The sequence below is a fragment of the Pseudolysinimonas sp. 10J20-29 genome, assembly GCF_055809595.1.
On sequence record NZ_CM147917.1, the window covers coordinates 2,617,112 to 2,640,031 of the forward strand.

The 22,920-nt window shown below is 69.9% G+C and carries 21 protein-coding genes and 2 pseudogenes; 14 read left to right on the plus strand and 9 right to left on the minus strand.

Annotated elements, in window-relative coordinates; genetic code table 11:
* Positions 1-10: 10 nt before the first annotated feature.
* The 5 genes and pseudogenes from AC0L6Y_RS12680 to AC0L6Y_RS12700 all read right to left on the minus strand — a co-directional run bounded on the left by AC0L6Y_RS12680 (position 11) and on the right by AC0L6Y_RS12700 (position 4,404).
* A pseudogene (locus tag AC0L6Y_RS12680) lies at positions 11-866 on the minus strand (sugar phosphate isomerase/epimerase family protein).
* Positions 863-2,023 (minus strand): dihydrodipicolinate synthase family protein, encoded by a 1,161-nt coding sequence (locus AC0L6Y_RS12685; RefSeq protein ID WP_473553222.1) that lies wholly within the window; start codon positions 2,021-2,023, stop codon positions 863-865. Before AC0L6Y_RS12685 ends, AC0L6Y_RS12680 begins: the two are co-directional and overlap by 4 nt.
* Positions 2,024-2,034: 11 nt before the next feature.
* The gene (locus tag AC0L6Y_RS12690; RefSeq protein ID WP_473558532.1) at positions 2,035-3,159 is read right to left on the minus strand and encodes a Gfo/Idh/MocA family protein; all 1,125 of its coding nucleotides are present in this window, start codon (positions 3,157-3,159) and stop codon (positions 2,035-2,037) included.
* A gap of 217 nt (positions 3,160-3,376) precedes the next feature.
* Positions 3,377-4,027 carry a LacI family DNA-binding transcriptional regulator gene (locus tag AC0L6Y_RS12695; RefSeq protein WP_473553225.1) on the minus strand — a complete coding sequence of 217 codons (651 nt, stop codon included), beginning with the start codon at positions 4,025-4,027 and terminating at the stop codon, positions 3,377-3,379.
* On the minus strand, positions 3,931-4,404 hold the full coding sequence (locus AC0L6Y_RS12700) for a LacI family DNA-binding transcriptional regulator (RefSeq protein WP_473553228.1): 474 nt from the start codon (positions 4,402-4,404) through the stop codon (positions 3,931-3,933). Before AC0L6Y_RS12700 ends, AC0L6Y_RS12695 begins: the two co-directional genes overlap by 97 nt.
* Positions 4,405-4,443: 39 nt before the next feature.
* On the opposite strand from AC0L6Y_RS12700, the gene AC0L6Y_RS12705 reads away from it, so the two are divergent.
* From AC0L6Y_RS12705 to AC0L6Y_RS12730, 6 genes are all read left to right on the plus strand, one after another.
* Positions 4,444-5,550 (plus strand): acyl-CoA dehydrogenase family protein, encoded by a 1,107-nt coding sequence (locus AC0L6Y_RS12705; RefSeq protein WP_473553232.1) that lies wholly within the window; start codon positions 4,444-4,446, stop codon positions 5,548-5,550.
* 154 nt (positions 5,551-5,704) lie between these two features.
* Entirely contained in the window at positions 5,705-7,189 is a 1,485-nt protein-coding gene (locus AC0L6Y_RS12710) for an FAD-binding oxidoreductase (RefSeq protein ID WP_473553235.1), read from the plus strand.
* A gap of 73 nt (positions 7,190-7,262) precedes the next feature.
* Positions 7,263-8,165: a sugar phosphate isomerase/epimerase family protein gene (locus AC0L6Y_RS12715; protein ID WP_473558537.1), complete on the plus strand. Its 903-nt coding sequence runs from the start codon at positions 7,263-7,265 to the stop codon at positions 8,163-8,165.
* A gap of 12 nt (positions 8,166-8,177) precedes the next feature.
* Entirely contained in the window at positions 8,178-9,401 is a 1,224-nt protein-coding gene (locus AC0L6Y_RS12720; protein ID WP_473553238.1) for a Tm-1-like ATP-binding domain-containing protein, read from the plus strand.
* Between the two features lie 3 nt (positions 9,402-9,404).
* A complete protein-coding gene (locus AC0L6Y_RS12725; RefSeq protein ID WP_473553241.1) occupies positions 9,405-10,319 on the plus strand; it encodes a creatininase family protein in 915 nt (304 codons plus the stop codon).
* Positions 10,320-10,352: 33 nt separating this feature from the next.
* Positions 10,353-11,024 (plus strand): GntR family transcriptional regulator, encoded by a 672-nt coding sequence (locus AC0L6Y_RS12730; RefSeq protein ID WP_473553244.1) that lies wholly within the window; start codon positions 10,353-10,355, stop codon positions 11,022-11,024.
* Between the two features lie 64 nt (positions 11,025-11,088).
* Here AC0L6Y_RS12730 and AC0L6Y_RS12735 read toward each other — a convergent pair whose 3' ends face one another.
* Together AC0L6Y_RS12735 and AC0L6Y_RS12740 are read right to left on the minus strand one after the other, a co-directional pair.
* A complete protein-coding gene (locus tag AC0L6Y_RS12735; RefSeq protein ID WP_473553246.1) occupies positions 11,089-12,096 on the minus strand; it encodes a sugar phosphate isomerase/epimerase family protein in 1,008 nt (335 codons plus the stop codon).
* 43 nt (positions 12,097-12,139) lie between these two features.
* A complete protein-coding gene (locus AC0L6Y_RS12740) occupies positions 12,140-13,315 on the minus strand; it encodes a Gfo/Idh/MocA family protein (RefSeq protein ID WP_473553249.1) in 1,176 nt (391 codons plus the stop codon).
* A 155-nt stretch (positions 13,316-13,470) separates the two neighbouring features.
* Here AC0L6Y_RS12740 and AC0L6Y_RS12745 point away from each other — a divergent pair, with 155 nt between their 5' ends.
* The 8 genes from AC0L6Y_RS12745 to AC0L6Y_RS12780 all read left to right on the plus strand — a co-directional run bounded on the left by AC0L6Y_RS12745 (position 13,471) and on the right by AC0L6Y_RS12780 (position 20,909).
* Complete coding sequence (locus tag AC0L6Y_RS12745) at positions 13,471-14,334, plus strand: branched-chain amino acid ABC transporter permease (protein ID WP_473553252.1); 864 nt, start codon at positions 13,471-13,473, stop codon at positions 14,332-14,334.
* Positions 14,331-15,407 (plus strand): branched-chain amino acid ABC transporter permease, encoded by a 1,077-nt coding sequence (locus AC0L6Y_RS12750; RefSeq protein WP_473553255.1) that lies wholly within the window; start codon positions 14,331-14,333, stop codon positions 15,405-15,407. The genes AC0L6Y_RS12745 and AC0L6Y_RS12750 overlap by 4 nt, the downstream gene beginning before the upstream one ends.
* Positions 15,404-16,657: an ABC transporter substrate-binding protein gene (locus tag AC0L6Y_RS12755; protein ID WP_473553258.1), complete on the plus strand. Its 1,254-nt coding sequence runs from the start codon at positions 15,404-15,406 to the stop codon at positions 16,655-16,657. Before AC0L6Y_RS12750 ends, AC0L6Y_RS12755 begins: the two co-directional genes overlap by 4 nt.
* A 79-nt stretch (positions 16,658-16,736) precedes the next feature.
* Entirely contained in the window at positions 16,737-17,495 is a 759-nt protein-coding gene (locus AC0L6Y_RS12760) for an ABC transporter ATP-binding protein (RefSeq protein ID WP_473553262.1), read from the plus strand.
* Positions 17,479-18,198: an ABC transporter ATP-binding protein gene (locus AC0L6Y_RS12765; protein WP_473553266.1), complete on the plus strand. Its 720-nt coding sequence runs from the start codon at positions 17,479-17,481 to the stop codon at positions 18,196-18,198. The genes AC0L6Y_RS12760 and AC0L6Y_RS12765 overlap by 17 nt, the downstream gene beginning before the upstream one ends.
* Positions 18,199-18,207: 9 nt before the next feature.
* Complete coding sequence (locus AC0L6Y_RS12770; protein WP_473553268.1) at positions 18,208-18,966, plus strand: SDR family oxidoreductase; 759 nt, start codon at positions 18,208-18,210, stop codon at positions 18,964-18,966.
* Positions 18,967-19,047: 81 nt separating this feature from the next.
* Positions 19,048-19,794: an HtaA domain-containing protein gene (locus AC0L6Y_RS12775; protein WP_473553273.1), complete on the plus strand. Its 747-nt coding sequence runs from the start codon at positions 19,048-19,050 to the stop codon at positions 19,792-19,794.
* Positions 19,791-20,909 (plus strand): heme/hemin ABC transporter substrate-binding protein, encoded by a 1,119-nt coding sequence (locus AC0L6Y_RS12780; protein WP_473553276.1) that lies wholly within the window; start codon positions 19,791-19,793, stop codon positions 20,907-20,909. The genes AC0L6Y_RS12775 and AC0L6Y_RS12780 overlap by 4 nt, the downstream gene beginning before the upstream one ends.
* Before the next feature lie 45 nt (positions 20,910-20,954).
* Here AC0L6Y_RS12780 and AC0L6Y_RS12785 read toward each other — a convergent pair.
* Positions 20,955-22,188, minus strand: a pseudogene (locus AC0L6Y_RS12785) (alpha-hydroxy acid oxidase).
* Positions 22,188-22,856, minus strand: coding sequence for a GntR family transcriptional regulator (locus AC0L6Y_RS12790; RefSeq protein WP_473553279.1), 669 nt, complete (start codon positions 22,854-22,856; stop codon positions 22,188-22,190). Before AC0L6Y_RS12790 ends, AC0L6Y_RS12785 begins: the two are co-directional and overlap by 1 nt.
* Between the last annotated feature and the right edge of the window lie 64 nt (positions 22,857-22,920).

Here is a 22,920-nt window from a genome sequence, read left to right on the forward strand (position 1 = left end):
ACTCGGCTCGTCAGGCGACCGCGTCGGCGGTGAGGTGCGGGGCGACGAGCAGCTCGAAGGCGGCCGCGGCACGGTGCGCGATCTCGCGCGGGTCCGCATCCCAGATCTCGCGCCGGAACACCTCGCACTCGATGTCGCCGCGGTAGCCGGCCGCGCTGACCAGGCGGGTGAATTCGGTGAAGTCGATGTCGCCATCGCCCGGGATCCCACGCGACAGCAGCGGGTCGGCCGCGATCGGCGTCACCCAGTCGCACACCTGGTAGCTCGCGATGCGCCCCTCGCGGCCCGCTCGCGCCACCTGGACGGCGAGGGTCGGATCCCACCAGAGGTGGAAGGTGTCGACGACGACGCCGACCTGGGCGGCATCGAACGGCGCGGCGAGGTCGAGCGCCTGCTCGAGCGTGGAGACGACCGCGCGATCGGAGGCGTACATCGGGTGCAGCGGCTCGATCGCGAGCGTCACCCCGGCCTGGGCCGCGTGCGGGGCGAGCTCGGCCAGGGCGTCGGCGACGCGGGATCGCGCGCCCGCCAGGTCACGCGACGCGGCGGGGAGACCGCCCGCGACGAGCACGAGCGCGGGCGCGCCGAGCTCGGCGGTCTCGTCGATCGCCCGCCGGTTGTCGTCGATCGAACGCCCGCCGCTCGGGGCCCTCCGGCATCGTGAAGAAGCCGCCGCGGCACAGCGACGAGACCCGGAGTCCGGCGTCGCGGACCAGGCGCGCGCTCGCGGCGACCCCGTACTCGGCGATCGGCTCGCGCCACAGCCCGATGGCGGGGATGCCCGCCTCGGCCGTGACGCGCACGGCCGTCTCCAGGTCGGCCAGCTTGATGGTCGCCTGGTTGAGAGAGAAGCGGTCCAGGCTCATGAGCTCAGCCCGTTCACGGCCAGCATCGTGTGCCAGCGGGCGGCCGCCAGCTCCGGGCGCTCCAGCGCGCGTGCCTGGTTGGCCAGCCGCACGATCTCGCTGAGGTGGGCGAGGCTCCGGCCGGAGTGCAGTCCGCCGACCATCTGGAACGCCGACTGGTGGCCGTTCAGCCACGACAGGAAGGCGACGCCGGTCTTGTAGAACTGGGTCGGCGCGGCGAAGATCTGGCGGGCGAGCGCCTCGGTCGGCTCCAGGATGCGCCGGTACTCGGCCGCATCGCCTGCGTCGAGAGCCTGCAGCGCCACGGCCGCGTTGGGGGCGACGGCGGCGAACGCTCCGAGCAGGGCGTCCGAGTGGCCGAGCTCGTCGCCCTCGATGAGCGACACGTAGTTGAAGTCGTCGCCGGTGAACAGCGTCGCGCCGTCCGGCAGGCGGCGCCGCACCGAGATCTCGGCCTGGGCATCCAGCAGCGACATCTTGATGCCGCGCACCTTGGGCAGGTTGTCCTGGATGATCCGCACCACGGTGGCGCTCGCCGCATCGAAGTCGGCGGAGCCGAAGTAGCCCGCGAGCTCGGCGTCGAAGGCGTCGCCGAGCCAGTGCAGCACGACCGGACCGGTGGTGCGCGAGAGCACCTCGCGGTACACCCGCTCGTAGTCGGCGGAGCTCTCCGCGGCGCGGGCCAGGTGGCGCGAGGCCATCAGCACGACGCCCGCACCCGCCTCCTCGGCGACCTCGAGCTGGTGCAGGTAGGCATCCACCACGGCGTCGACCGAGATGTGCGCCTCCTCCACGTGATCGGTGTTGACCCCGACGACGAGCTCGCCGTTCACGCTGCGCGCCTCGGCGGCGCTGCGCTGGATCAGCTCGGCCGTCGCGGCCCAGTCCAGGCCCATGTTGCGCTGGGCGGTGTCCATCGCGTCGGCGACGCCGAGACCCCACGACCAGACGTGGTGACGGAAGGCGAGGGTCGCATCCCAGTCGATGTCGGCGGGATGCCCCGGGACGTTCTCCGCCGACGTGCGGGGCACGACGTGCGCGGCCGCGAAGGCGACTCGCGAGCTCGGCCGTGCCTTCGGCGAGCGGAATCCGGGCGCGGCCGCGAGCTGGACGCGTTCGAGTCGTCCCTCGGAGTCGAGAAGCTGGAGTGCGGTCATGGGAGCGAGCCTCAGAGGGTGACGGGGGCGAGCTCGAGCCGCCGGCCCTCGGCGGAGCTGGTGAGGCCGGCCTCGCTGAGACGCACCCCGCGGGCGCCGGCGAGCAGGTCGAAGCTGTAGTCCTCCCCGTCCACGACGTGGCGCAGGAAGTGCTCCCACTGCACCTTGAAGCCGTTCTCGGCGGGATCGTTGTCGGGAACCTCGATCCAGTCGCCGAGGTAGTCGTGCGTCTCGGGCAGGTCGGGGTTCCAGACCGGCTTCGGGGTCGCGTTGCGCGGCTGGATCTTGCAGCCGAACAGGCCGACGACGGCGGAGCCGAGCGTGCCGTCCACCTGGAACTCGACGAGCTCCTTGCGGTCGACGCGGACGACCCAGCTGGAGTTGAGCTGCACCGTGATGCCGCCCTCGAGCTGGAAGATCGCGTACGCGGCGTCGTCGGCTGTCGCGGTGTAGCGCACGCCGTTCTCGTCGACGCGCTCCGGGATGTGGGTGACGGCCTGCGCGTAGACGGACTCGACGCGGCCGAACAGGTTCTCGAGCACGTAATTCCAGTGCGCGAACATGTCGGAGATGATGCCGCCGCCGTCTTCGCTGCGGTAGTTCCAGCTCGGTCGCTGCGCGGGCTGCCAGTCACCTTCGAACACCCAGTACCCGAACTCGCCGCGCACGCTCAGGATCTCGCCGAAGAAGCCCGAGTCGATCAGGCGGCGCAGCTTGAGCAGGCCCGGGAGGTACAGCTTGTCGTGCACGACGCCGTTCTTGACGCCGGCGGCCTCGGCAAGGCGCGCGAGCTCGAGGGCATCCTCGAAGCTCTCGGCGGTGGGCTTCTCGGTGTAGATGTGCTTGCCCGCGGCGATCGCCTTCTTGATCGCGTCGACGCGCTTGGTCGTCACGAGGAAGTCGGCGTAGATCGGGAAGTCGGGGTTGGCGAGCGCCTCGTCGAGGCTCGTCGTGTAGTGGGTGAGCCCGTGGCGCTCGGCCAGTTCGCGAAGCTTCTCCTCGCTGCGGCCGACGAGCATAGGCTCGGGCATCAGGCGTGATCCGTCGGCGAGGAGGACACCGCCCTGCTCGCGGATCGCGAGGATCGAACGGAGCAGGTGCTGGCGGTATCCCATGCGACCCGAGACGCCGTTCATGATGATGCCGATGCTGCGGGGAGCCACGTTGCCTCCTGGTTGGTCTGAAATGCCCGAGAGCGCGTCAGCGACGAGTCGCCTCGGAAAGGGCTTTCCGACACAGTAGCGGGCCGTCTGGTTCGACGCAACCGTTACCCGGGGACGGGGACGTGGACGTGGACGGGGTCGGTGCGCCGGCGCTGCGGGTGGCCGCACCGCCCGGGGCGCCCGAACCGGATCAGCGCGCGGTGCTGGCGCGCGCCACGACCGCCGTGGCGAAGGTCTCGTCGGCGATCTCGCCGTCGTCGTCGCCCATCGCCAGTTCGACGGCTCGCTGGCCGAGGGCCTCGAGCTCGACACGCACCGTCGTCAGCGCCGGGACGGTGTCCTTCGCCGCCTCGATGTCGTCGAAGCCCGCGACCGCGATTCGCTCCGGCACCGAGACGCCCGCGTCGCGCAGCGCCGTCAGCGCCCCGATCGCCATCACGTCGTTGACGGCGAAGAGCAGTTCGACCTCGTCCAGATGGTGCTCCACGACGCGCCGGGCGGCATCCGCCCCCGCGTCGCGGCTGAACTCGCCCGCGAGCACGAGGTGATCCGGCACGGTGACCCCGAACGCCGCGAGGCCCCGCCGGAAGCCCTCGACGCGCAGCCGCGCGGTGACCAGGTCGGCCGGGCCCGCCGCGATCGCGACCTTGCGGAATCCCGCCTCGCCGAGGTGTCGGCCGAGCGCCTCGGCGCCCCCGGCGTTGTCGAGCTGGATGCTGGCGAAGTCGAACTCGTTCTGGCCGATCAGCACGACGCGGCCGCCGCCGGCGCGATACCCGTCGAGCTCGCGCGCCAGCGCATCATGGCCGGGCTCGTTGACGAAGCGGCTTCCCGCGAGCACGAGCAGCTGCGGCGCAGCCCGCGCAGCTCGCGGACCAGCGCAAGCTCGCGCTGCGGGTCGCGCTCGGTCACCGCGATCGTCACGAGCAGCCCTTCGCGCTCGGCGGCGCGCGCCACGCCGGAGGCGAGGGTCGAGAAGAACGGGTCGGCGATGTCGCTCACGAGGAGGGCGGCGATCCGCGAGGCCCCGCGGGCCATCGCCTGCGCCGACAGGTTCGTCGTGTACCCGATGCGCGCGGCGGCCTCCATCACGCGGGTGCGGTACGACTCGGCGACCTGTCGGGTGCTGCCGTTGACGACGCGAGACGCGGTGGCGAGGGAGACCCCGGCTTCGCGCGCGACGTCGTACAGCGTCGGGGCACTCGGGTGATCGGTCACGGCGAGAGCATAACGCGGCGGCGGGGTTAGCCTGGGCGAGTGACGGTGCTGACTCCGGACCTGCTCGACCGCATCCGCTCGCGCGCGGCGGACTACGACCGCGCCAACGCGTTCTTCTCCGAGGATCTGGAGGAGCTGCGGGCGGCCGGATATCTCGCCCCGCGCTCGCTGCTGGAGACGGCGCGCGACCAGCGACTGCTGGCGGCCCACGCGCCGGCCACCGCGCTCGGCATCAACATGCACCTGGTCTGGGTGGGTGTGGCGCGGGTGCTGCACGAGCGCGGCGACTCCAGCCTCGACTGGGTGCTGCGGGATGCCGAGGCGGGCGAGCTGTTCGCCTTCGGCAACAGCGAACCGGGCAACGACCTGGTGCTCTGGGACTCGCTCACCACGGTCGACACCGTCGACGGCGGTTACGCCTTCACGGGCACCAAGATCTTCACCTCGCTCGCCCCCGCCTGGACCCGGCTCGGCGTGTTCGGCAAGCAGGTCGACGGACCCGACGGTCCCCGTCTCGTGCACGGCTTCCTCACGCGCGACGACGCGGGCGTGACGACGCTCGACGACTGGGACACGCTCGGGATGCGGGCGACGCAGAGTCGGACGACGAAGCTCGACCACGCGGTCGTGCCGGAGGAGCGCATCTCGCGCTTCCTCCCGGTGGGGCCGAACGCGGATCCGTTCGTGTTCGCGATCTTCGCCAACTTCCTGCTGCTGATCGGCTCGGTCTATGCGGGCATCGCCGATCGCGCGCTCGAGCTCGGCGTCGAGGCGGTCACGCGCCGCACGAGCGTCAAGACGGGCACCAGCTACGACCGCGATCCCGACTTCCGCTGGCGGCTCGCCGAGGCGGCGCTCGCGCTCGACGCCCTCGCGCCCGATCTCGACACGCTCGCCCGCGATGTCGACGAGCAGGTCGACCACGGCGCGCTGTGGTTCCGGAAGCTCACCGGCGCCAAGCACCGCGCGACCGAGACCGCGCGCGTCGTCGTGGATCAGGCCATGCGCTCGGCGGGCGGCGGCGGATACCGCTCCGCGAGCGAGCTGGCGCGCCTGCAGCGCGACGTGCTGGCCGGCATCTACCACCCGAGCGACACCGAGAGCGTTCACGCGACGGTCGCCGCCAGTCTCCTCGGCCCGCTCTAGGGTTCGCCGCTCTCGACGCCCGGGCGCTCGGCGCACCGGGTGTTGACACCGTGCTCTCATTCGGCATAGTGTTCTGACTTGTATACAAGTACGGATACATGGTCAGCGGTGACCGGCAGGGTCGCCGCGCGACCTGCCGAACCGGAGGAGACCAGTGAGCACGACATCGTCGGCCGGCGAAGTAAGCGGGCAGAATTACCTCCGGGGGCAGATCGCCCGAGAGCTCACCGCCGCACTCGGGCCCGAGCACGTCAGCCAGGATCCCGCCGACCTCCAGGCCCAGGCCTCGGACTGGTCGTGGTACTCGAAGTTCCTGACCTACAAGGGCCTTGAGCAGCCCGCCGCCGACTTCGCGGTGCGGCCGGCGAACACCGCCGAGGTCGAGCGCGTGGTGCAGATCGCGAGCGACTACCGCATCCCGATCGTGACGCGCGGCGGCGGCTCCGGCACCCAGGGCGGCACCTTCGCCCCCTACGGCGGCATCTCGCTGGACCTCGGCCGCCTCACCGACATCGTCGAGATCGACGAGCAGAGCCTCGTCGTCACGACCGGCGCGGGCATCGACGGTCCGACGCTCGAGAAGGCGCTCAACGAGAAGGGCCTCACGCTCGCCCACTACCCGGGCTCCTACCACCTCGGCGCGACCATCGGCGGCTTCATCGCCGCCCGCGGCTCCGGCGTCGTCTCGACCAAGTACGGCAAGGCCGAAGACCAGGTGCTCCAGGTGGAGGCGGTCGTCGCCCCGGGCAAGACCATCACGACGCTTCCGGTGCCCAGCCACGCGGCCGGGCCCGACCTGCTGCAGTCCTTCGTCGGCTCGGAGGGAACGCTCGGCGTCATCACTCAGGCCAGCCTGCGCATCGACCCGCTTCCCGCGGCGCGCGGCTTCCTGTCCTTCAGCTTCCCCGACATCTTCGCCGGAATCGAAGCCGGTCGGCGGATCATGACCAACCGGCTGCGCCCCGCCGTCATCCGCCTCTACGACGAGGCCGACAGCTACAAGCTGCGCGACTGGGTCGGCACCCCGTTCACCGGCACGCTCATGGTCATCATGTGCGACGGCTCCGAGGACCTCGTCGACTACGAGACGCGCGCCATCACCAGCCTCGTCGAGAGCGCCGGCGGCACCTCGCTCGGCCCCGAGGTCGGGCAGACCTGGTGGGAGGGCAAGTACGAGCCCTACGCCAAGGGCAAGCTGCCGCAGCCGCCGCTCATGTACGGCACCTTCGACCAGGTCGCGCGCTTCGCCGACATCCCGGCGATCTACCGTGCCAAGAAGAAGGTCATCGAAGAGCAGTTCGCCGAGTACGGCGCGCGCTACACCGCGCACCTCTCGCACTGGTACGACTGGGGCGCGATGCTCTACGACCGGTTCTACGTCGACGAGCCGCCGACCGACCCGGCCGAGGCGATGGACCTGCACGACCGGCTCTGGGACGCGGGAATCCTCGCGGGCCTCGAGAACCGCGCCGTGCTGAACGACCACCACGGCGTCGGCATCAAGCTCGGTCGCTTCATGCGGCCGCAGTACGGCGCCGGGTTCGAGCTCATGCGTCAGATGAAGGACGCCTGGGACCCGGACGGGATCATGAATCCCGGAAAGCTCGGGTTCGGCCCGCCGCGCAACAGCCGCTGGTAGCCGTGCCCCACAACTGAATAGCGGCAATACCTGCAGAATGGCACCCTGTGCCCGAACTCAAAGGAGAGTAGTGATGCACCTGTCTATGCACAACTGGATGCGCGCGGAGCCGATCGAGACCACGATCGCCCGCCTGGCCAAGTACGGCTACAAGAGCATCGAGATCTCGGGCGAGCCCGAGAAGTACGATGCCAAGCACGTCCGCGGCCTTCTGGACCACTACGGACTCAACTGCTGGGGCTCCGTCACCCTGATGGTCGACGGCCGCAACATGCAGTCCGGCGACGAGGCGGTGCGCGCCGAGAGCGTGCAGTACGTCAAGGACTGCATCCAGCTCGTCCACGACCTCGACGGCAAGATCCTCACCCTCGTGCCCGGCACGGTCGGCAAGGTCGTGCCCGACTCGACTCCCGAGAACGAGTGGGAGTGGCTCGTCAACGGCACCAAGGAGGTCTACGAGTTCGCCGAGGCCAAGGGCGTGCGGGTCGGCATCGAGCCGCTCAACCGCTTCGAGTCGTACCTGATCACGCGCGCCGAGCAGGCGCTCGCGCTGTGCGACGCGGTCGGACCGAACCTCGGCGTGGTGCTGGACGCGTTCCACATCAACATCGAGGAGTCGAACCTCTACGACGCGATCCGTCTCGTCGGCGACAAGCTGGTCGACGTCCACGTCGCCGAGAACAACCGGATGCCCTGCGGCTACGGCGACTACAACTGGACCGAGTTCGTCGGCGTGCTCAACGAGGTCGGCTACGACGGCGCCCTCACGGCCGAGTTCGTGGCCCCCGTCGACCGCACCCCGGCCAACAAGTACCCGAACGCGCTCGAGACCAACCTCGAGGGCCTGGACATCCCGCCGGAGCAGCTCAAGTTCATCATCGACCACGGTTCGTCGATCCTCACCGAGGAGTTCTACGACTGGCTGGTCAAGGTGAACTCGGAGACGTTGCTCCCGCTGATCAACGACAAGTGGTAGGCGCCTGAGCGCATGGGCAAGGTAGTCATCGTCGCGACGCTCGACACGAAAGGGCCGGAGGTCGCGTACCTGCGCGATCGTCTGCTCGCCCTCGGGGTCGAGTCGCTCGTCGTTGACTCAGGAATCCTTGGCGAACCGGTGGGCATCGTCCCCGACGTGAGCCATGCCGAGCTAGCTGGGCGGGGCGGCATCACCCTCGCCCAGCTTCAGGCCTCCGGCACACGAGGCCGCGCGGTGGAGATCATGCGCGGCCTCGTGCAGGACCTCGTGCGCGAGCGCTTCGACGCGGGCGAACTGGTCGGCGGCATCAGCATCGGCGGGGTCGGCTCGGTGATGGGCGCGGCGGCGATCCAGGAGCTGCCGGTCGGCATCCCCAAGATCGTGATCGCGCCCACGGCGTCCGGTCATCACGAGTTCGGGCCCTACGTGGGGCTGAAGGACGTGATGGTGGTGCACTCGGTCGTCGACATCCTCGGGCTGAACCCGGTGATGACGACGGTGCTCGACAATGTGGCCGCCGCCATGGCCGGGATGCTCGCGCACGGTCACGCCCTCACCCCGCCGGAGGAGGGCCGCCGGTACGTCGCCGCCACGATGCTCGGCAACACCACCAAGGCGGTCGGCGCGCTCAAGGACGAACTGGCGGAGCACGGCATCGAGACCGTCGTCTTCCACTCCAACGGGGTCGGCGGTCCGGCGATGGAGGAGCTCGCGGCCGAAGGCCAGTTCATGGGCGTGATCGACTACACCACGAACGAGATCAACGACCCGCTCGTCGGGGGCATCCACAACGGCGGCCCCGACCGGCTGCGCGTGGTCGGCCGGCTCGGGATCCCGCAGGTGCTGGTGCCCGGCTGCATCGACTTCTCGGTGTGGGCGGCCGGCTCGATCCCCGAGAGCATGGCGGATCGGCCGGTCTACGACCACAACCCCGAGTACACGCTCGTGCGCGCCACGCACGAGGAGAAGAAGCTCATGGGGAGGATCTTCGCCGAGCGGGTCAACGAGTCGACCGCGCCGGTGCACATCGTGATGCCGCTGCGCGGCCTCTCGATCCCGGCGACCCCGGACGGCCCGTTCTGGGATCCGGAGGGCGATCAGCTGTTCCTCGCCGAACTGCGCGCGAACCTGCGCGGCGGCATCACGGTCGAGACGACCGACCACCACATCAACGACCCCGACCTCGGCCGCCTCGTCGCCGAGCGGTTCCTCACCCTCATCACCACAAAGGAGTAAGCCATGACCCGCCCCGAGCGCAAGATCGCGCGCCTCACCACCGGCGACGACGAGTTCCGCGAGAAGTTCCGCTCCTGGAACCACGCCTACCTCTCCTACGTCGACATCGAGGAGTACCTCAAGACGAAGGACACGATCCTCGTTCCCATGGCGAGCACCGAGCAGCACGGTCCGCACCTGCCGCTCTACACCGACACGATCACGGCGATCGAGATCTCGGAGCGCATCTCCGAGCACATCGGCGTGCTGCACACGCCGCCGCTGTGGGCGGGCTACTCGCCGCAGCACATGTACGGCGTCGGCCAGGGTCGCGGCACCGTCACGCTGCGCGCGTCGACGCTGCTCAACCTGATGAACGACGTGGCGCGCAGCCTCATCCACCACGGCTTCAACCGGATCATCTTCATCAACGGCCACGGCTCCAACACCAAGGTCGTCGACCCGGTGCTGCGCAAGCTCCGCTACGAGACCGGGGCCCTGATCTCGTTCGTGAAGCCCTTCATGGAGCGCTACACGGGCGTGCTCGAAGGCCTCATGGAGAACCCGCCGGAGGAGACCCCGGGCTGGCACTCGAGCGAGCTCGAGACCTCGCAGGACATGGCGTGGAACCCGGACCTGGTGCGCATGGAGCGCGCGGTCGACACCCGGGCCCACACGCCGGCCTTCCTGCCGGACGCCTTCAAGAAGAACGACGGCATGCCCGACACCGAGTTCGAGGGCTACCAGTACTTCACCTTCCCGATGGACCACCACGAGTTCGTCGAGAACGGCATCATCGGCAACCCGATGCGCGCCACGGCCGAGAAGGGCGAGGAGGCGTTCCGCCGCTACAGCGAACATGTCGCGCGCGGAATCCTCGAGCTCGAGAAGGTGCCGGTGGACGTGCACACGCGGGAATTCATCGACCGCACCATGTGAGTCCTATAGTTGGCTCGATCGAATGGAAGCACCATGACCGCTGATGAAGTTGGCTCGCGCGTCGACACCGCGTACGAGTGGCTCTTGGCCGAGATCACTGGGTTTCGCATCCGCTCCGGAGCACCGCTCTCGGAGAACCGGATCGCGACCCAGCTCGGCATCAGCCGCACTCCCGTGCGCGAAGCGCTCCAGCGCCTCGAGAAGGAGGGGCTGGTCAAGCGCACCGACAGCGCGCGCTTCGCGGTCTCGCAGCTGACCATTCAGGAGGTCAACGACGCGTGCGACCTGCTCGAGGCGCTCGACACCTATGTGTGCCGCAAGGCCTCGAGCAAGCTCACTGAGGCGGACGTCGAGCAGCTCACCGCGAGTGTGGCGGAGATGCAGCGCGCCGCGGCGGCGGACGATCGAGCCTCCTGGTCGGCCGCCGACCTGGCGTTCCACCGCACCGTCAACACGATCGCCGACAACCAGCTCGTCGCCGACACGGTCAAGGAGACGCGGCGTCGCATCCAGCGCTTCTGGATGCGCGCCGCCTCGCTGCAGTCGCGCCTCGAGGCGTGCTCGCAGGAGCACCTGGTGCTCGCGAATGCGATCATCGCGAAGGACTATGACGCGATCGAGCCGGCGGTGAAGGAGCACATCGGCCACATGCGCGGGCGCATGATCGAGATGCTCGAGGCCGCGGGCGCGCTGCTCGGCGACTGACCCGACAACGAAAGCGGGCCGAACCTGTGATCCAGGTTCGGCCCGCTTCGTCGTGCGGTGCGCTCTAGTCCTTGGCGGCGAAGGCGTCGTCGAAGGAGCCGGTCGGCACGTTCCAGAGCAGCGAGCGCACGTACTCGAGACCGGCGGGCGCGCCCTGGAGGCGGTCCATGCCGGCGTCCTCCCACTCGACCGAGATGGGGCCGTCGTAGCCGATCGAGTTGAGGGCGCGGATCGCGTCCTCCCACGGCACGTCGCCGCGGCCCGTCGAGACGAAGTCCCAGCCGCGGCGCGGGTCGGCCCAGGCACGGTGCGAGCCGAGGATCCCGTTGCGGCCGTTGCCCATGCGCATCCGCGTGTCCTTGCAGTCCACGTGGTAGATGCGGTCGGCGAAGTCGAGGATGAACGCGACCGGGTCCAGTCCCTGCCACACCATGTGCGACGGGTCCCAGTTGAGCCCGAAGGCCTCGCGGTGGTCGATCGCCTCGAGCGTGCGCACCGTCGTCCAGTAGTCGTAGGCGATCTCGGACGGGTGCACCTCGTGCGCGAACCGCACGCCCTCGGAGTCGTAGACGTCGAGGATCGGGTTCCAGCGATCCGCGAAGTCCTGGTAGCCGGCGTCGATCACGTCCTGGCCGACCGGCGGGAACATGGCCACGTACTGCCAGATCTTCGAGCCGGTGAAGCCGATGACGGTGTCGACGCCGAGCTTGCGCGCGGCGATGGCGGTGCGCTTCATCTCCTCGGCGGCGCGCTGGCGCACGCCCTCGGCGTCGCCGTCGCCCCAGACCTTCGCGCCGACGATCGCCTCGTGGCGGAAGTCGATCGGGTCGTCGCAGACGGCCTGGCCCTTGAGGTGGTTCGAGATGGCGAACAGCTTCAGGTTGTACTTGTCGAGGATGTCGAGCCGCGACTGCACGTAGGCGTCGTCCTCGGAGGCGCGCCAGACGTCGAGGTGGTCGCCCCAGCAGGCGAGCTCGAGGCCGTCGTAGCCCCAGCCGCTGGCGAGCTTGGCGACCTCTTCGAGGGGGAGATCCCCCCACTGGCCGGTGAACAGGGTGACAGGATGCGTCATTGCTTCTCCTTGGGTTGGGTGGAACGTGTGGGCAGCGCCGCCGCTAGTCGGCGACGCGGACGCGTCGCGAACCCTCGGCGGAGCTCGCTTCGATGGCGGCGAGCACGCGCTGCACGCGCAGGCCCTCGGCGAAGGAGGGGCTCGACGGGGTGTCGTCGCGGATGCTGTTCAGGAACTCGGCGAACTGGTGCACAAAGGTGTGCTCCCAGCCGATGATGTGGCCGTCGGGCCACCAGGCGCCCACCCACGGGTGGTCGGCCTCGGTGACGAGGATGCGGCGGAAGCCCTGCCGGCCGGCGCTGTCGGCGCCGTCGAAGAACCACAGCTCGTTGAGGTTCTCCAGGTCGAAGCTGAGGCTGCCGTGCTCGCCGTAGATCTCGAGGGTCAGCCCGTTCTTCTTGCCGAGCGCGAGCCGCGTCACCTCAAGCTGCGCGACGCCGCCTCCCGACAGCTGCGCGGTGCCCCAGGCGGCGTCGTCGACGGTGACCTGCTCAAGGGCGCCGCCGCCGGAGCCCTTGATGCCGCCGTCGCCGCCCTCGCCTCCGGGACGCTCGGCGACGAAGGTGCGCAGTCCGCCCGAGACCTCGTCGAGCGTCTCGCCGGTGACGTGCTGGATCAGGTCGGCGATGTGCGAGCCGAGGTCGCCGAGCGCGCCGCTGCCGGCGGTCTCGCGCCGCAGCCGCCAGCTCATCGGGCTCGACGGGTCGTTGAGCCAGTCCTGCAGGTAGGCGGCGCGCACGTGGCGGATCGGGCCGATCCTGCCCTCGGCGACCAGCTGCCGGGCGACCTCGATGGCGGGGACGCGGCGGTAGTTGAAGTTGACGATCGCGTGCTGGCCGCGGGCGGTCGCGGCCTCGGCGGCGGCGAGCATCCGCTCGGCCTCCTCGACCGAGTTGGCGATCGGCTTCTCGACGATCACGTGCTTGCCAGCTTCGAGCGCCGCGATCGCGATCTCGGCATGCATGTTGCCGGGGGCGCAGACGTCGATGATGTCGATGTCGTCACGGGCGATCACCTCCCGCCAGTCGGTCGCCGACTCGGCCCAGCCGAAGCGGGCGGCGGCCGCAGCCACCTCGGTGGCGTTCCGCCCGACGAGCACCGCCTGCTCGACGGCGGGCACATCGAAGTAGGCGGCGACGTTGCGCCACGCCTGCGAGTGCGCCTTGCCCATGAACGCGTAGCCGATGACGGCCACCCGCAGTGTCTTGTCCGTGGTCATGGAGGTCCCTTCGCTCCGTTGCGAATTCGGTGGGGGATTCCCTCGCTGATTGACAGCGGTGGAACATGCCCCTATCGTACAACTACTTGTATACAAGCAGGGATACATTTCCGCATCCCGTTCCGAATGGCAGTTCACAGAGTCGTGAAGGTGACATGGATCAGTTTCTTCTCATCGCGCTGAATGGGCTGACGCTTGCCGCCGTGTACTTCCTGGTTGCGAGCGGACTCACCCTGATCTTCGGCCTCATGCGCGTCATCACCATGGCGCACGGCACCAGCTACCTGCTCGGCGGGTATCTGGGCTACGTCATCGCCCGCGAGACCGGCAACTGGTTCCTGGGGGCTCTCGGCGGCGCGCTGCTCGTCGGAATCCTCGGCCTCGTCATCCACCAGGTGCTGATCCGTCGCTTCCAGGACGACGACATGCGCGTCGCGCTCATCACGCTCGGCGTCTCGCTCATCGGAACCGACCTGATGCTCGCCTTCTTCGGCGGCACCGCCACGCAGGTGCCCGTGCCGACCGAGGTGCAGACCTCCTCGGTCGACCTGCCGCTCATCGGCGCCTACCCGGCGCTGCGGCTGCTCGTGCTCGTGATCGCCCTGGTCGTCGGCGTCGGACTCACGCTCTTCATCACCCGCACGCGGTTCGGCTCGGTGGTCCGCGCCGGCGTCGACGACAGCCAGATGACGGCCGCCACCGGCGTCAACGTCCGGGTCGTCTTCGGCGTCATCTTCCTGCTCGGCTCGGCGCTCGCCGGACTTGCCGGCGTCGTCGGCGGCACGCTGTTCCCGCTGCTGCCCGGGCAGGACGGGGTGTACCTCCTGTACTCCCTCGTCGTCGTGATCGTCGGCGGGATGGGCTCCATCACGGGCGCCGCGATCGGCGCCGCCCTGGTGGGGCTGGTGTCGCAGTTCTCGCTCGTCTACGCGCCGACGTACTCGCTGGTGCTGACGTTCGCGCTCATGGTGGTCGTGCTCGCGATCCGCCCGCAGGGAATCATGGGGAGGGCGTCATGAGCAACGTCGAACTGTTCGCGCCGCGCCGCACCGGGATCGCGCGCTGGCTGCCGTGGGCGCTCGGCGGAACCGTGCTGCTGCTCGCCCTGCTGTTCCCCTACCTCGTCGACCGCCCCCGCTTCTGGCTGCCCAACATCGGCGTGCGCTCGATCTGGCTCGGCATCATCGCGATGAGCCTGGTCTTCCTGAACCGCTACGTCGGGCTGCTCTCGCTCGCGCAGGTCACGATCGCGGGCGTCTCCGCCTACGCGGTCGGCGTGATGATGGTGACCTTCGAGCTGCCGTTCCTGATGGCGGCCGTCGGCGGCCTCGCCGCGGGAACCCTCGCCGGATTCCTGATCGCCCTGATCGCCGCCCGCACCAAGGCGATCTACTTCCTGATGATCACCCTCGCGATCGGGCAGGTGTTCTACTCGTGGGCCTCGCAGGCGATCGAGGTGACGAACGCCCGGCGCGGCCTCGCCCCCGTGCTCAAGCCCGACCTCGGCATCGTGAACCTCAACGACATCACGACGTTCTACTACTTCGCGCTCGTGCTCGGCGTGCTCTGCTACGCGCTGTGCCGCTACGCCGCGAGCTCGACCTTCGGTCTCACGCTGCAGGGCGTGCGCGACAGCCCGGAGCGGATGAAGGCGCTCGGCTACAACGTCAACCGGTATCGCATCGCCGCGACCACGTTCGCCGCCTTCATCGCCTCGGCCGGCGGCATCCTGCTCGTGCTCGACCGCTCGCAGGTCGACCCGGACGTGGTGAGCCTCGGCTCGACGCTCGACGTGCTCGTCGTCGCGGTGATCGGCGGCGTCGGCTCGCTGGGCGGCGTGTTCGCCGGTGCCCTGGTGCTCACCCTGCTCTCGAACTTCGCCCAGAACCTGACCGACCGATACATGACCCTCACCGGGCTCGTGTTCATCCTCGTCCTGCTCTTCGCTCCGGCCGGTCTGGCCGGGATCGGGCAGCAGGTTAAGCGGTTCATCGACCGGCGGCGCGGCGCGCGCCAGGACGACGAATCGCAGCAAGACCCGCCGGCTGCCCAGCCGACGGAGAGTGCAATCACGGAAGGAAAACAGCAATGAAGCTGAAGAAAAAGGGCCTGGCCGCCTCGGTGGCCATCGGGGCATCCGTGCTCCTGCTCGCCACGGGCTGCTCGGCAACCGGAGGCGACGACGACGGTGTGATCAAGATCGGCGTCCTCGCCACCAGTGAAGGCAACCTCGCCTTCGGCATGGACGAGGCGAAGGCCGCCATCGGCGTCGCCATGGAGGCACGCGGCGGCACGATCAACGGCGGCGAGATCGCCGGCCAGCAGGTCGAGATCATCTACGCCGGAACCGACGGCACGACCGCCTCGGCGCAGACGCAGGTGAAGAAGCTCGTCGAGAACGACGGCGTCGACATCGTCTTCGGCCCGGTCTCCGGTGACGAGGGCGAGACGGTCGTGCAGTACGCGCTGACCGTGCCCGAGGTCACCTTCGTCAACGGCTCGGCCAGCCCGGTCGGCATGACGCTCGAGGGTGCCGAGAACTTCTTCCGCTTCCACGGCGACTCGGCCATGTGGATGGGCGGCGTCGGCGACTACGCCTACGACGAACTCGGCTACGAGAAGATCTACCTCCTCGCCGAGGACTACTCCTTCCCGTACGACAACGCGGGCGGCTTCTTCAGCGAGTTCTGCGGAGCCGGCGGCGAGATCAACGGCGCCTCCTGGGTGCCGGTCGGCACCACCGACTACGCGACGATCATCGCGCAGATCCCGGCGGACACCGACGCGGTGTACGTGGGCCTCGGCGGCGCGGACGCGGCGAGCTTCCTCTCGCAGGCCGTGACCAACGGCGTCAACAAGCCGCTCGTCGGCGGCACGATCGCGGTCGACACGACGGCCCTCTCGGGTGACGCCAACATCGCCTCGGCGGCTGTCGGCATGATCTCGGGTGGCCCGGTTCCCGGCGCCACGTTCTCGAACCCGGTGTGGGACGAGTTCGTTGCCGCGTACGTGACGCAGCCGAACGCCTTCCCGAGCCCGTCGATCTTCTCGCTGCTGTACTACAACTCGTTCGAGCCGCTGCTGCTCGGACTTGAGGCAGCGGACGGCGACCTCTCGGACGGCCACGAGGCCTACCGCGCGGCGCTGGCGTCGACCAGCTGGGAGAGCCCGACCGGTCCGATGACGATGGACTCGAACCGTCAGGCGATCGTCGACAACTACATGAACGCCGTGGTCGAGGCTGAGGACGGCTCGCTCGTTCTCGAGACGATCGCGACCACCAGCGGAGTGTCGCAGGGCACGACGGTCTACGACCGCTTCGACGACTGCAGCATCTTCTAGCCAGATCCGTTCCCGGTCGGCCGAGCACAGGCGGCCGACCGGGGACACCCTTTCCACCCTGAACCGAGAGGAACCCGCGATGACGGATCTCGCCCTCCGCGTCGACGACGTGTCGAAGCACTTCGGCGGACTCAAGGCCATGCGCCACGTGAGCCTGACGCTCGACGCGGGCGAGCGCATCAGCGTGATCGGCACCAACGGCGCCGGCAAGTCGACGCTCTTCAACTGCATCGCCGGCACGTTCCCGATCTCATCCGGGACGATCGAGCTCTTCGGCGAGAACGTCTCGCACACCTCCGCCGCACAGCGGGCGCGGCGCGGACTCGCGCGCACCTTCCAAACCTCGCGGCTGTTCGAGCAGCTCACGGCCGCCGAGAACGTCTACATCGCCCTCGGGGGCAACGAATTCCGCGGCGGACTCTTCCGCCACGCCCGGCGCGACGAGGCCCGCTGGAGTCGGGTCGCTCGTCTGCTGGAGCGCGTCGGCCTCGCCGGCCGCGGCCCCAATCTGGTGGCCGACCTGTCGCACGGCGAGCAGCGCCAGCTCGAACTCGCCATGGCGCTCGCGCTGGAACCCAAGCTTCTGATGCTCGACGAGCCAGCCGCGGGGTTCTCGCCCGGCGAGCGGGCCGCGCTCATCACCCTCCTGCGGGAGCTGCCGCAGGAGATCAGCCTGCTCCTGATCGAGCACGACATGGACATCGCGCTCGCCGTCGCGAGCCGCGTGATCGTCATGCACGACGGGGAGAAGATCCTCGAGGGCACGCCCGACGAGATCCGCGCCAGCGAGCGGGTCCGCGAGATCTACCTGGGAGGATCCATTGACCACGCAGCCTGACCAGGCCGCCGGCTTCGAAGTCACCGACCTCAACGTCTACTACGGCCGCGTCCACGTCCTCCAGGACGTGTCGTTCCGCATGGGCACCGAACCGCTCGGCATGGTCGGGCGCAACGGCATGGGCAAGACGACGCTCGTGAAGGCGATCGCCGGATTCGTGCCGGTGAGCAGCGGATCGATCGAGTTCGAGGGCCGCGAGCTGGTGGGGCGTCAGCCGTACCAGATCAACCGGGCCGGCATCGCGCACGTGCCCCAGGGCCGCCGGATCTTCCCGTCGCTGACCGTGCACGAGCACCTGACCATGGTGGGCGCCAAGAAGAGCGCGCGCTGGAACGTGCCCGCCATCTACGACCTGTTCCCGCGACTCGCGGAGCGCCGCAAGAACGGCGGCGCCGAGCTCTCCGGCGGCGAGCAGCAGATGCTCGCCATCGGTCGCGCGCTGCTGTCGAATCCGCGCCTGCTGGTGATGGATGAGCCCTCCGAGGGGCTCGCCCCCGCCGTCGTCGACCACCTCGCCGAGGTGCTGCGCGGGGTTGTGAGCGAGGGCCAGGCGGTGCTCCTGATCGAGCAGAACCTGCGCTTCGCCACGGAGCTGTGCGACCGCATCCTCGTGATGGTCAACGGCCGGATCGCCGCCGACCTGCCCGTCGGCGAGATCGCCAACGACCCGGAGATCCAGAACCGGTATCTGGGTGTCGTCTAGCCTGGCGGCATGACCTCGACCTTCGATCTCACCGGCTCGCTGGCCGTCGTCACGGGCGCGAGCCGCGGCATCGGCGCGGGCATCGCGCTCGGGCTGGCTCGCGCGGGCGCCGACGTGGTCGGGGTCTCACGCACCGGCGGCGACGCGGAGGTGGCCGAGGCGATCCGCGCGCTGGGCCGCGAGTACCACTCGCTGTCGGCCGATCTGGCGACGCTCGAGGGCGTGCACGATCTCGTCGCGCGACTCGACGAGCTCGGGCGGCCGGTCGACATCCTGATCAACAACGCCGGGATCGCCGAGCGGGCCCCCGCCGAGGAGCACACCGATCAGCAGTGGGAGCACGTCGTCGCGGTCAATCTCACCGCGCCGTTCACCCTCGCGCGTGAGCTCGGCGCTCGCATGCTGGCGCGCGGTCGCGGGCGGATCATCTTCCTGGCCTCGATGATGACGTTCCAGGGCGGGCGCAGCGTCGTCAGCTACGCCGCCACCAAGTCCGGCGTCGCCGGCGTCGTGCACGCGCTCGCGAACGAGTGGGCCGGCCGCGGCGTCAACGTCAACGCGATCGCCCCCGGCTACATCGAGACCGACCTGACGTCGGGGTCGCACGCCGACCCGGAGCGCCGTCAGGCGTTCATCGAGCGCATCCCGGCAGGGCGCTGGGGCACCCCGGATGACCTCGCCGGCGCGGCGGTCTTCCTCGCCTCGCCCGCGGGCTCCTACGTGCACGGTGTCGTGCTGCCGGTCGACGGCGGCTGGCTCGTTCGCTGACTCGGCCGCCGCGCGTCGGCGCGTCAGCTTAGGTTTGCCTAAGCTGGTGGGGTGTGCCGTCTGCCGCACGGAAAGGTCGTCATGCTCCGCTCCCGCATCGCCGCCGCAGGTCTGACCGTCGGCGCGCTTCTCGCGTTCGGCGCGGCGGCCCCGACCAGCGCGGCCACGACGGCGGTCGACGCGGAGTGCGAGATCGTCGACGCGAGCCTCACCTGGGGCTTCAAGGAGTCGTTCCGCGCCTACATCGACGGCGCGATCGCCAACGGGGAGTGGACGACCGAGGGGGCCGTCAGCTACGCGACCCCCGATTTCACCTGGGCGCCGGGAGCCGGATTCCTGGACCCCGAGGCCGACACAGCCGACCTCCACTTCAGCGGCGGGATCCGCTTCACCGGTCACGGCGGCATCCTCGACACCACCTTCTCCGACCCGATCGTGCGCGTCGAGACGGACGGCAGCGCCCACGTCGTGATCGATGTCGCGGGGGCCACGCGCGACGGCGAGCAGATCACCGCACCCAGCGTCGACTTCCTGACCGGCGCGGCGGAGTCGAGCGTCGACGACGGGCAGTGGACGCTGCTCATCGCGACGCCGATCCTGACCGAGGACGGAGCGGAGGCGTTCCCTGACTACCCGGCGGGCGCCGAGTTCGATGCGATGGCGATCACCGCCAGCATCGACGAGACCTGCGCCGAGGCGCTGGTCGCCGCCGCGGAGGCCCGGGAGCTGCCGACGCGCGTCGGACTCATCGCCGGGGGTGCGACCGCGGCCGCCGCGCTCGCCGTCCTGGTCGTCGGGCTCGTGCGGCGTCGGGGCGCGCAGGCATGACCCGCCGCCAGGCCTCGCGGCCGGCCGCCGCGGCGCTTGCCACGATGCTCGCGGCGACGCTGCTGCTGACCGGGTGCACGACGACCGGATCGGGCATCGCCCCCACACCCGTCGTGGCCGACGATCGCCCGCTCTCCGAGCTGACCCTCTACCCCGACCCCAGCGACGTCGAGGGCCCGACGACCGCCGTGCTGCCGAACGAGGCGATCGAGCCGATCGCGGTCGATCCCGCGGTGTCGCTTCCCGTGACGGTCACCTCCTACGACAGCGACGGGGAGATCTCGGTCGAGGTCACCGACACCTCGCGCGTGCTCGCCCTCGACCTGGCGGGCTCGATCGCCGCCACCGTCTGGGGCCTGGGCCTCGGCGACCGGCTCGTGGGGCGCGACACCTCGACCACCTTCGAGGGCACCGCCGACCTTCCGCTGGTGACCAGCAGCGGGCACACGATCAACGCCGAAGCGGTCATCGCGCTGCGCCCCACTCTCGTGCTGACCGACGGCACGATCGGCCCGCGCGACGTTCTCGAGCAGCTGCGACAGGTTGGCGTGACGGTCGTGTTCCTCGACAACGAGCCGACGTTCGACGGCGCCGCGCAGCTCGCTCGCGACGTCGGGGCGGCGCTCGGCGCGCCCGCGGCGGGGGAGGTGCTCGCCGCCGCGCTCGAGGCCGAGGTGGCGGCGACCGTCGCCGAGATCGCCGCGATCCTGCCGGCGGATGCGGCGCTGCGCCCGCGCGTGATCTTCCTCTACCTGCGCGGCAGCTCCGGCATCTACTACCTGTTCGGCGAGGGCTCCGGTGCGGACGAGCTCATCGCGGGCCTCGGCGGCATCGATGTGGCCGCCGAGCTCGGCTGGAGCGGCGAGCGGCCGATGACCGACGAGGCGCTCATCGCGGCGGACCCCGATGTGATCCTGGTCATGACCGAAGGGCTCGAGTCAGTCGGCGGTGTCGACGCGCTCCTGGCGGCGAAGCCCGCGATCGCGCTCACCCACGCGGGTCAGAACCGCCGCTTCGTCGACATGGCCGACGGCGACGTGCTGAGCTTCGGGCCGCGCTCCGCGGCGGTGCTCGACGCGCTCGCGCGCGCGGTCTACGCCGACCCGGAAGGGTGAAGTGCCCCGCGGCGGCTGCCACCACACGGCCGCCGCGGGGACGTTTTAGGAGCGCGGAACGAGGCGCTGCAGCTGGGTGACGTGCTTCGGGGTGAGCTCGTCGAGGCTCTGCACCTCGAGCAGCTTCATGGTGCGCACGACCTGGTCGGAGAGGATCTGGATCGTGCGGTCGACGCCCGCGCGACCGCCGGCCATGAGGCCGTAGAGGTAGGCGCGTCCGATGAGCGTGAACTTCGCACCCATGGCGATCGAGGCGACGATGTGGGCCCCGTCCATGATGCCGGTGTCGACGGCGATCTCGGTGTCGTTGCCGACCTCGCGCACGACCTCCGGGAGCAGGTGGAACGGGATCGGGGCGCGGTCGAGCTGGCGCCCGCCGTGGTTCGACAGGATGATCCCGTCGACGCCGAGGTCGGCGAGCTTCTTCGAGTCCTCGACGTTCTGCACGCCCTTGATCACGAGCTTGCCGGGCCACATCTCGCGGATGATCTTCAGGTCGTCGAAGTTGATCGAACGGATCCATCGCCGAGTCGAGCAGCTCGCCGACGGTGCCGCCGGTGGAGGAGAGCGAGGCGAACTCGAGCTTCGGGGTGGTGATGAAGTCCCACCACCACCAGGGGCGGGGGATCGCGTTGGCGATCGTGCCGAGCGAGAGCTGCGGCGGGATGGAGAAGCCGTTGCGCTTGTCACGCAGTCGTGCGCCGGCGACGGGGGTGTCGACGGTGAACATCAGGGTGTCGAAGCCCGCGGCGGCGGCGCGCTCGACGAGGCCGTAGGAGATCTCGCGCTGGCGCATCACGTACAGCTGGAACCAGTTGCGCCCGTTCGGGTTCGCGGCCTTCACGTCTTCGATCGAGGTGGTGCCGAGCGTGGAGAGCGTGAACGGGATGCCCGCGGCGCCCGCCGCTCCGGCTCCGGCGATCTCGCCCTCGGTCTGCATGAGCCGGGTGAAGCCAGTCGGGGCGATGCCGAACGGCATCGCCGAGGGGCCGCCGAAGATGGTGGTCGAGGTGTCGACGTTCGAGACGTCGCGCAGGATCGAGGGGTGGAACTCGATGTCATCGAAGGCCTGGCGGGCGCGCGCCAGCGACAGCTCGCCCTCGGCGGAGCCGTCGGTGTAGTCGAAGGCCGCGGTGGGCGTGCGACGCTTCGCGATGGTGCGCAGGTCGTGGATGGTGAGCGCCGACTGCAGTCGGCGGCGCTTGCCGTTGAAGTCGGGCTTCTTGAACTTCATCAGCTCGAAGAGCTCGACCGGGTTCGGGAACTGGCGTTTCACCATCAGAGGTGCCTTTCTGGCTCACGGGGCTGAGCGGCGTGGTGCGCGACCAGGCGGTCGCGCGATCCGTGGATGTGGGAGCGGGTGAGCGCGGCGGCCCCGTCGGCATCGCCGGCGAGGATCGCGTCGAGGATTCCCTGGTGCTGGGTGGCGATCTCGCCCGCGGTGAGCAGGCCCGCGCTCTGAACCTGGGCGATGCAGAGCTCGATCTCGCCCATGAGCAGCGCGTGCAGGTGGGCGAGGCGCGGGCTCGGCTGCCCGCTGCCGATCGCGCGGTGGAAGGCGATGTCGGCTTCGGCGAAGGGCTCGCCGTGCTCGGCGCGCGCCAGCAGGATGCGGTGGGCGGCGACGACCTCCGGCGGCACGGATCCGCGGTGCGTCAGCGCTTCGACGGCGGCGGCCTCGACCACGGCGCGGGTGTCGAAGAGATCCTCGATGTCGGCCCGTTCGAGCGTCGGCACGCGCGCGGCGCGATGCGCTTCGCGGCGCAGGAGTCCCTCGGTGACGAGCCGTTCGATCGCGAGCTTGGCGGTGGGCCGGGCGACGCCGTGGCGCAGCGCGACGGCGGACTCGGTAATCGACGAGCCGGGGCGCTCGACGCCGCTCAGGATGCGCTCGCGCAGTTCTCCGTAGACGGAGTCGGGGAGCACGGCAGAAGGCTCGACGTTCATGTCGCCCCCTTTGCCGTTCGCCCGCGCGTGCGGATTGTCTAACAACGTATTGGATTGTTAGACA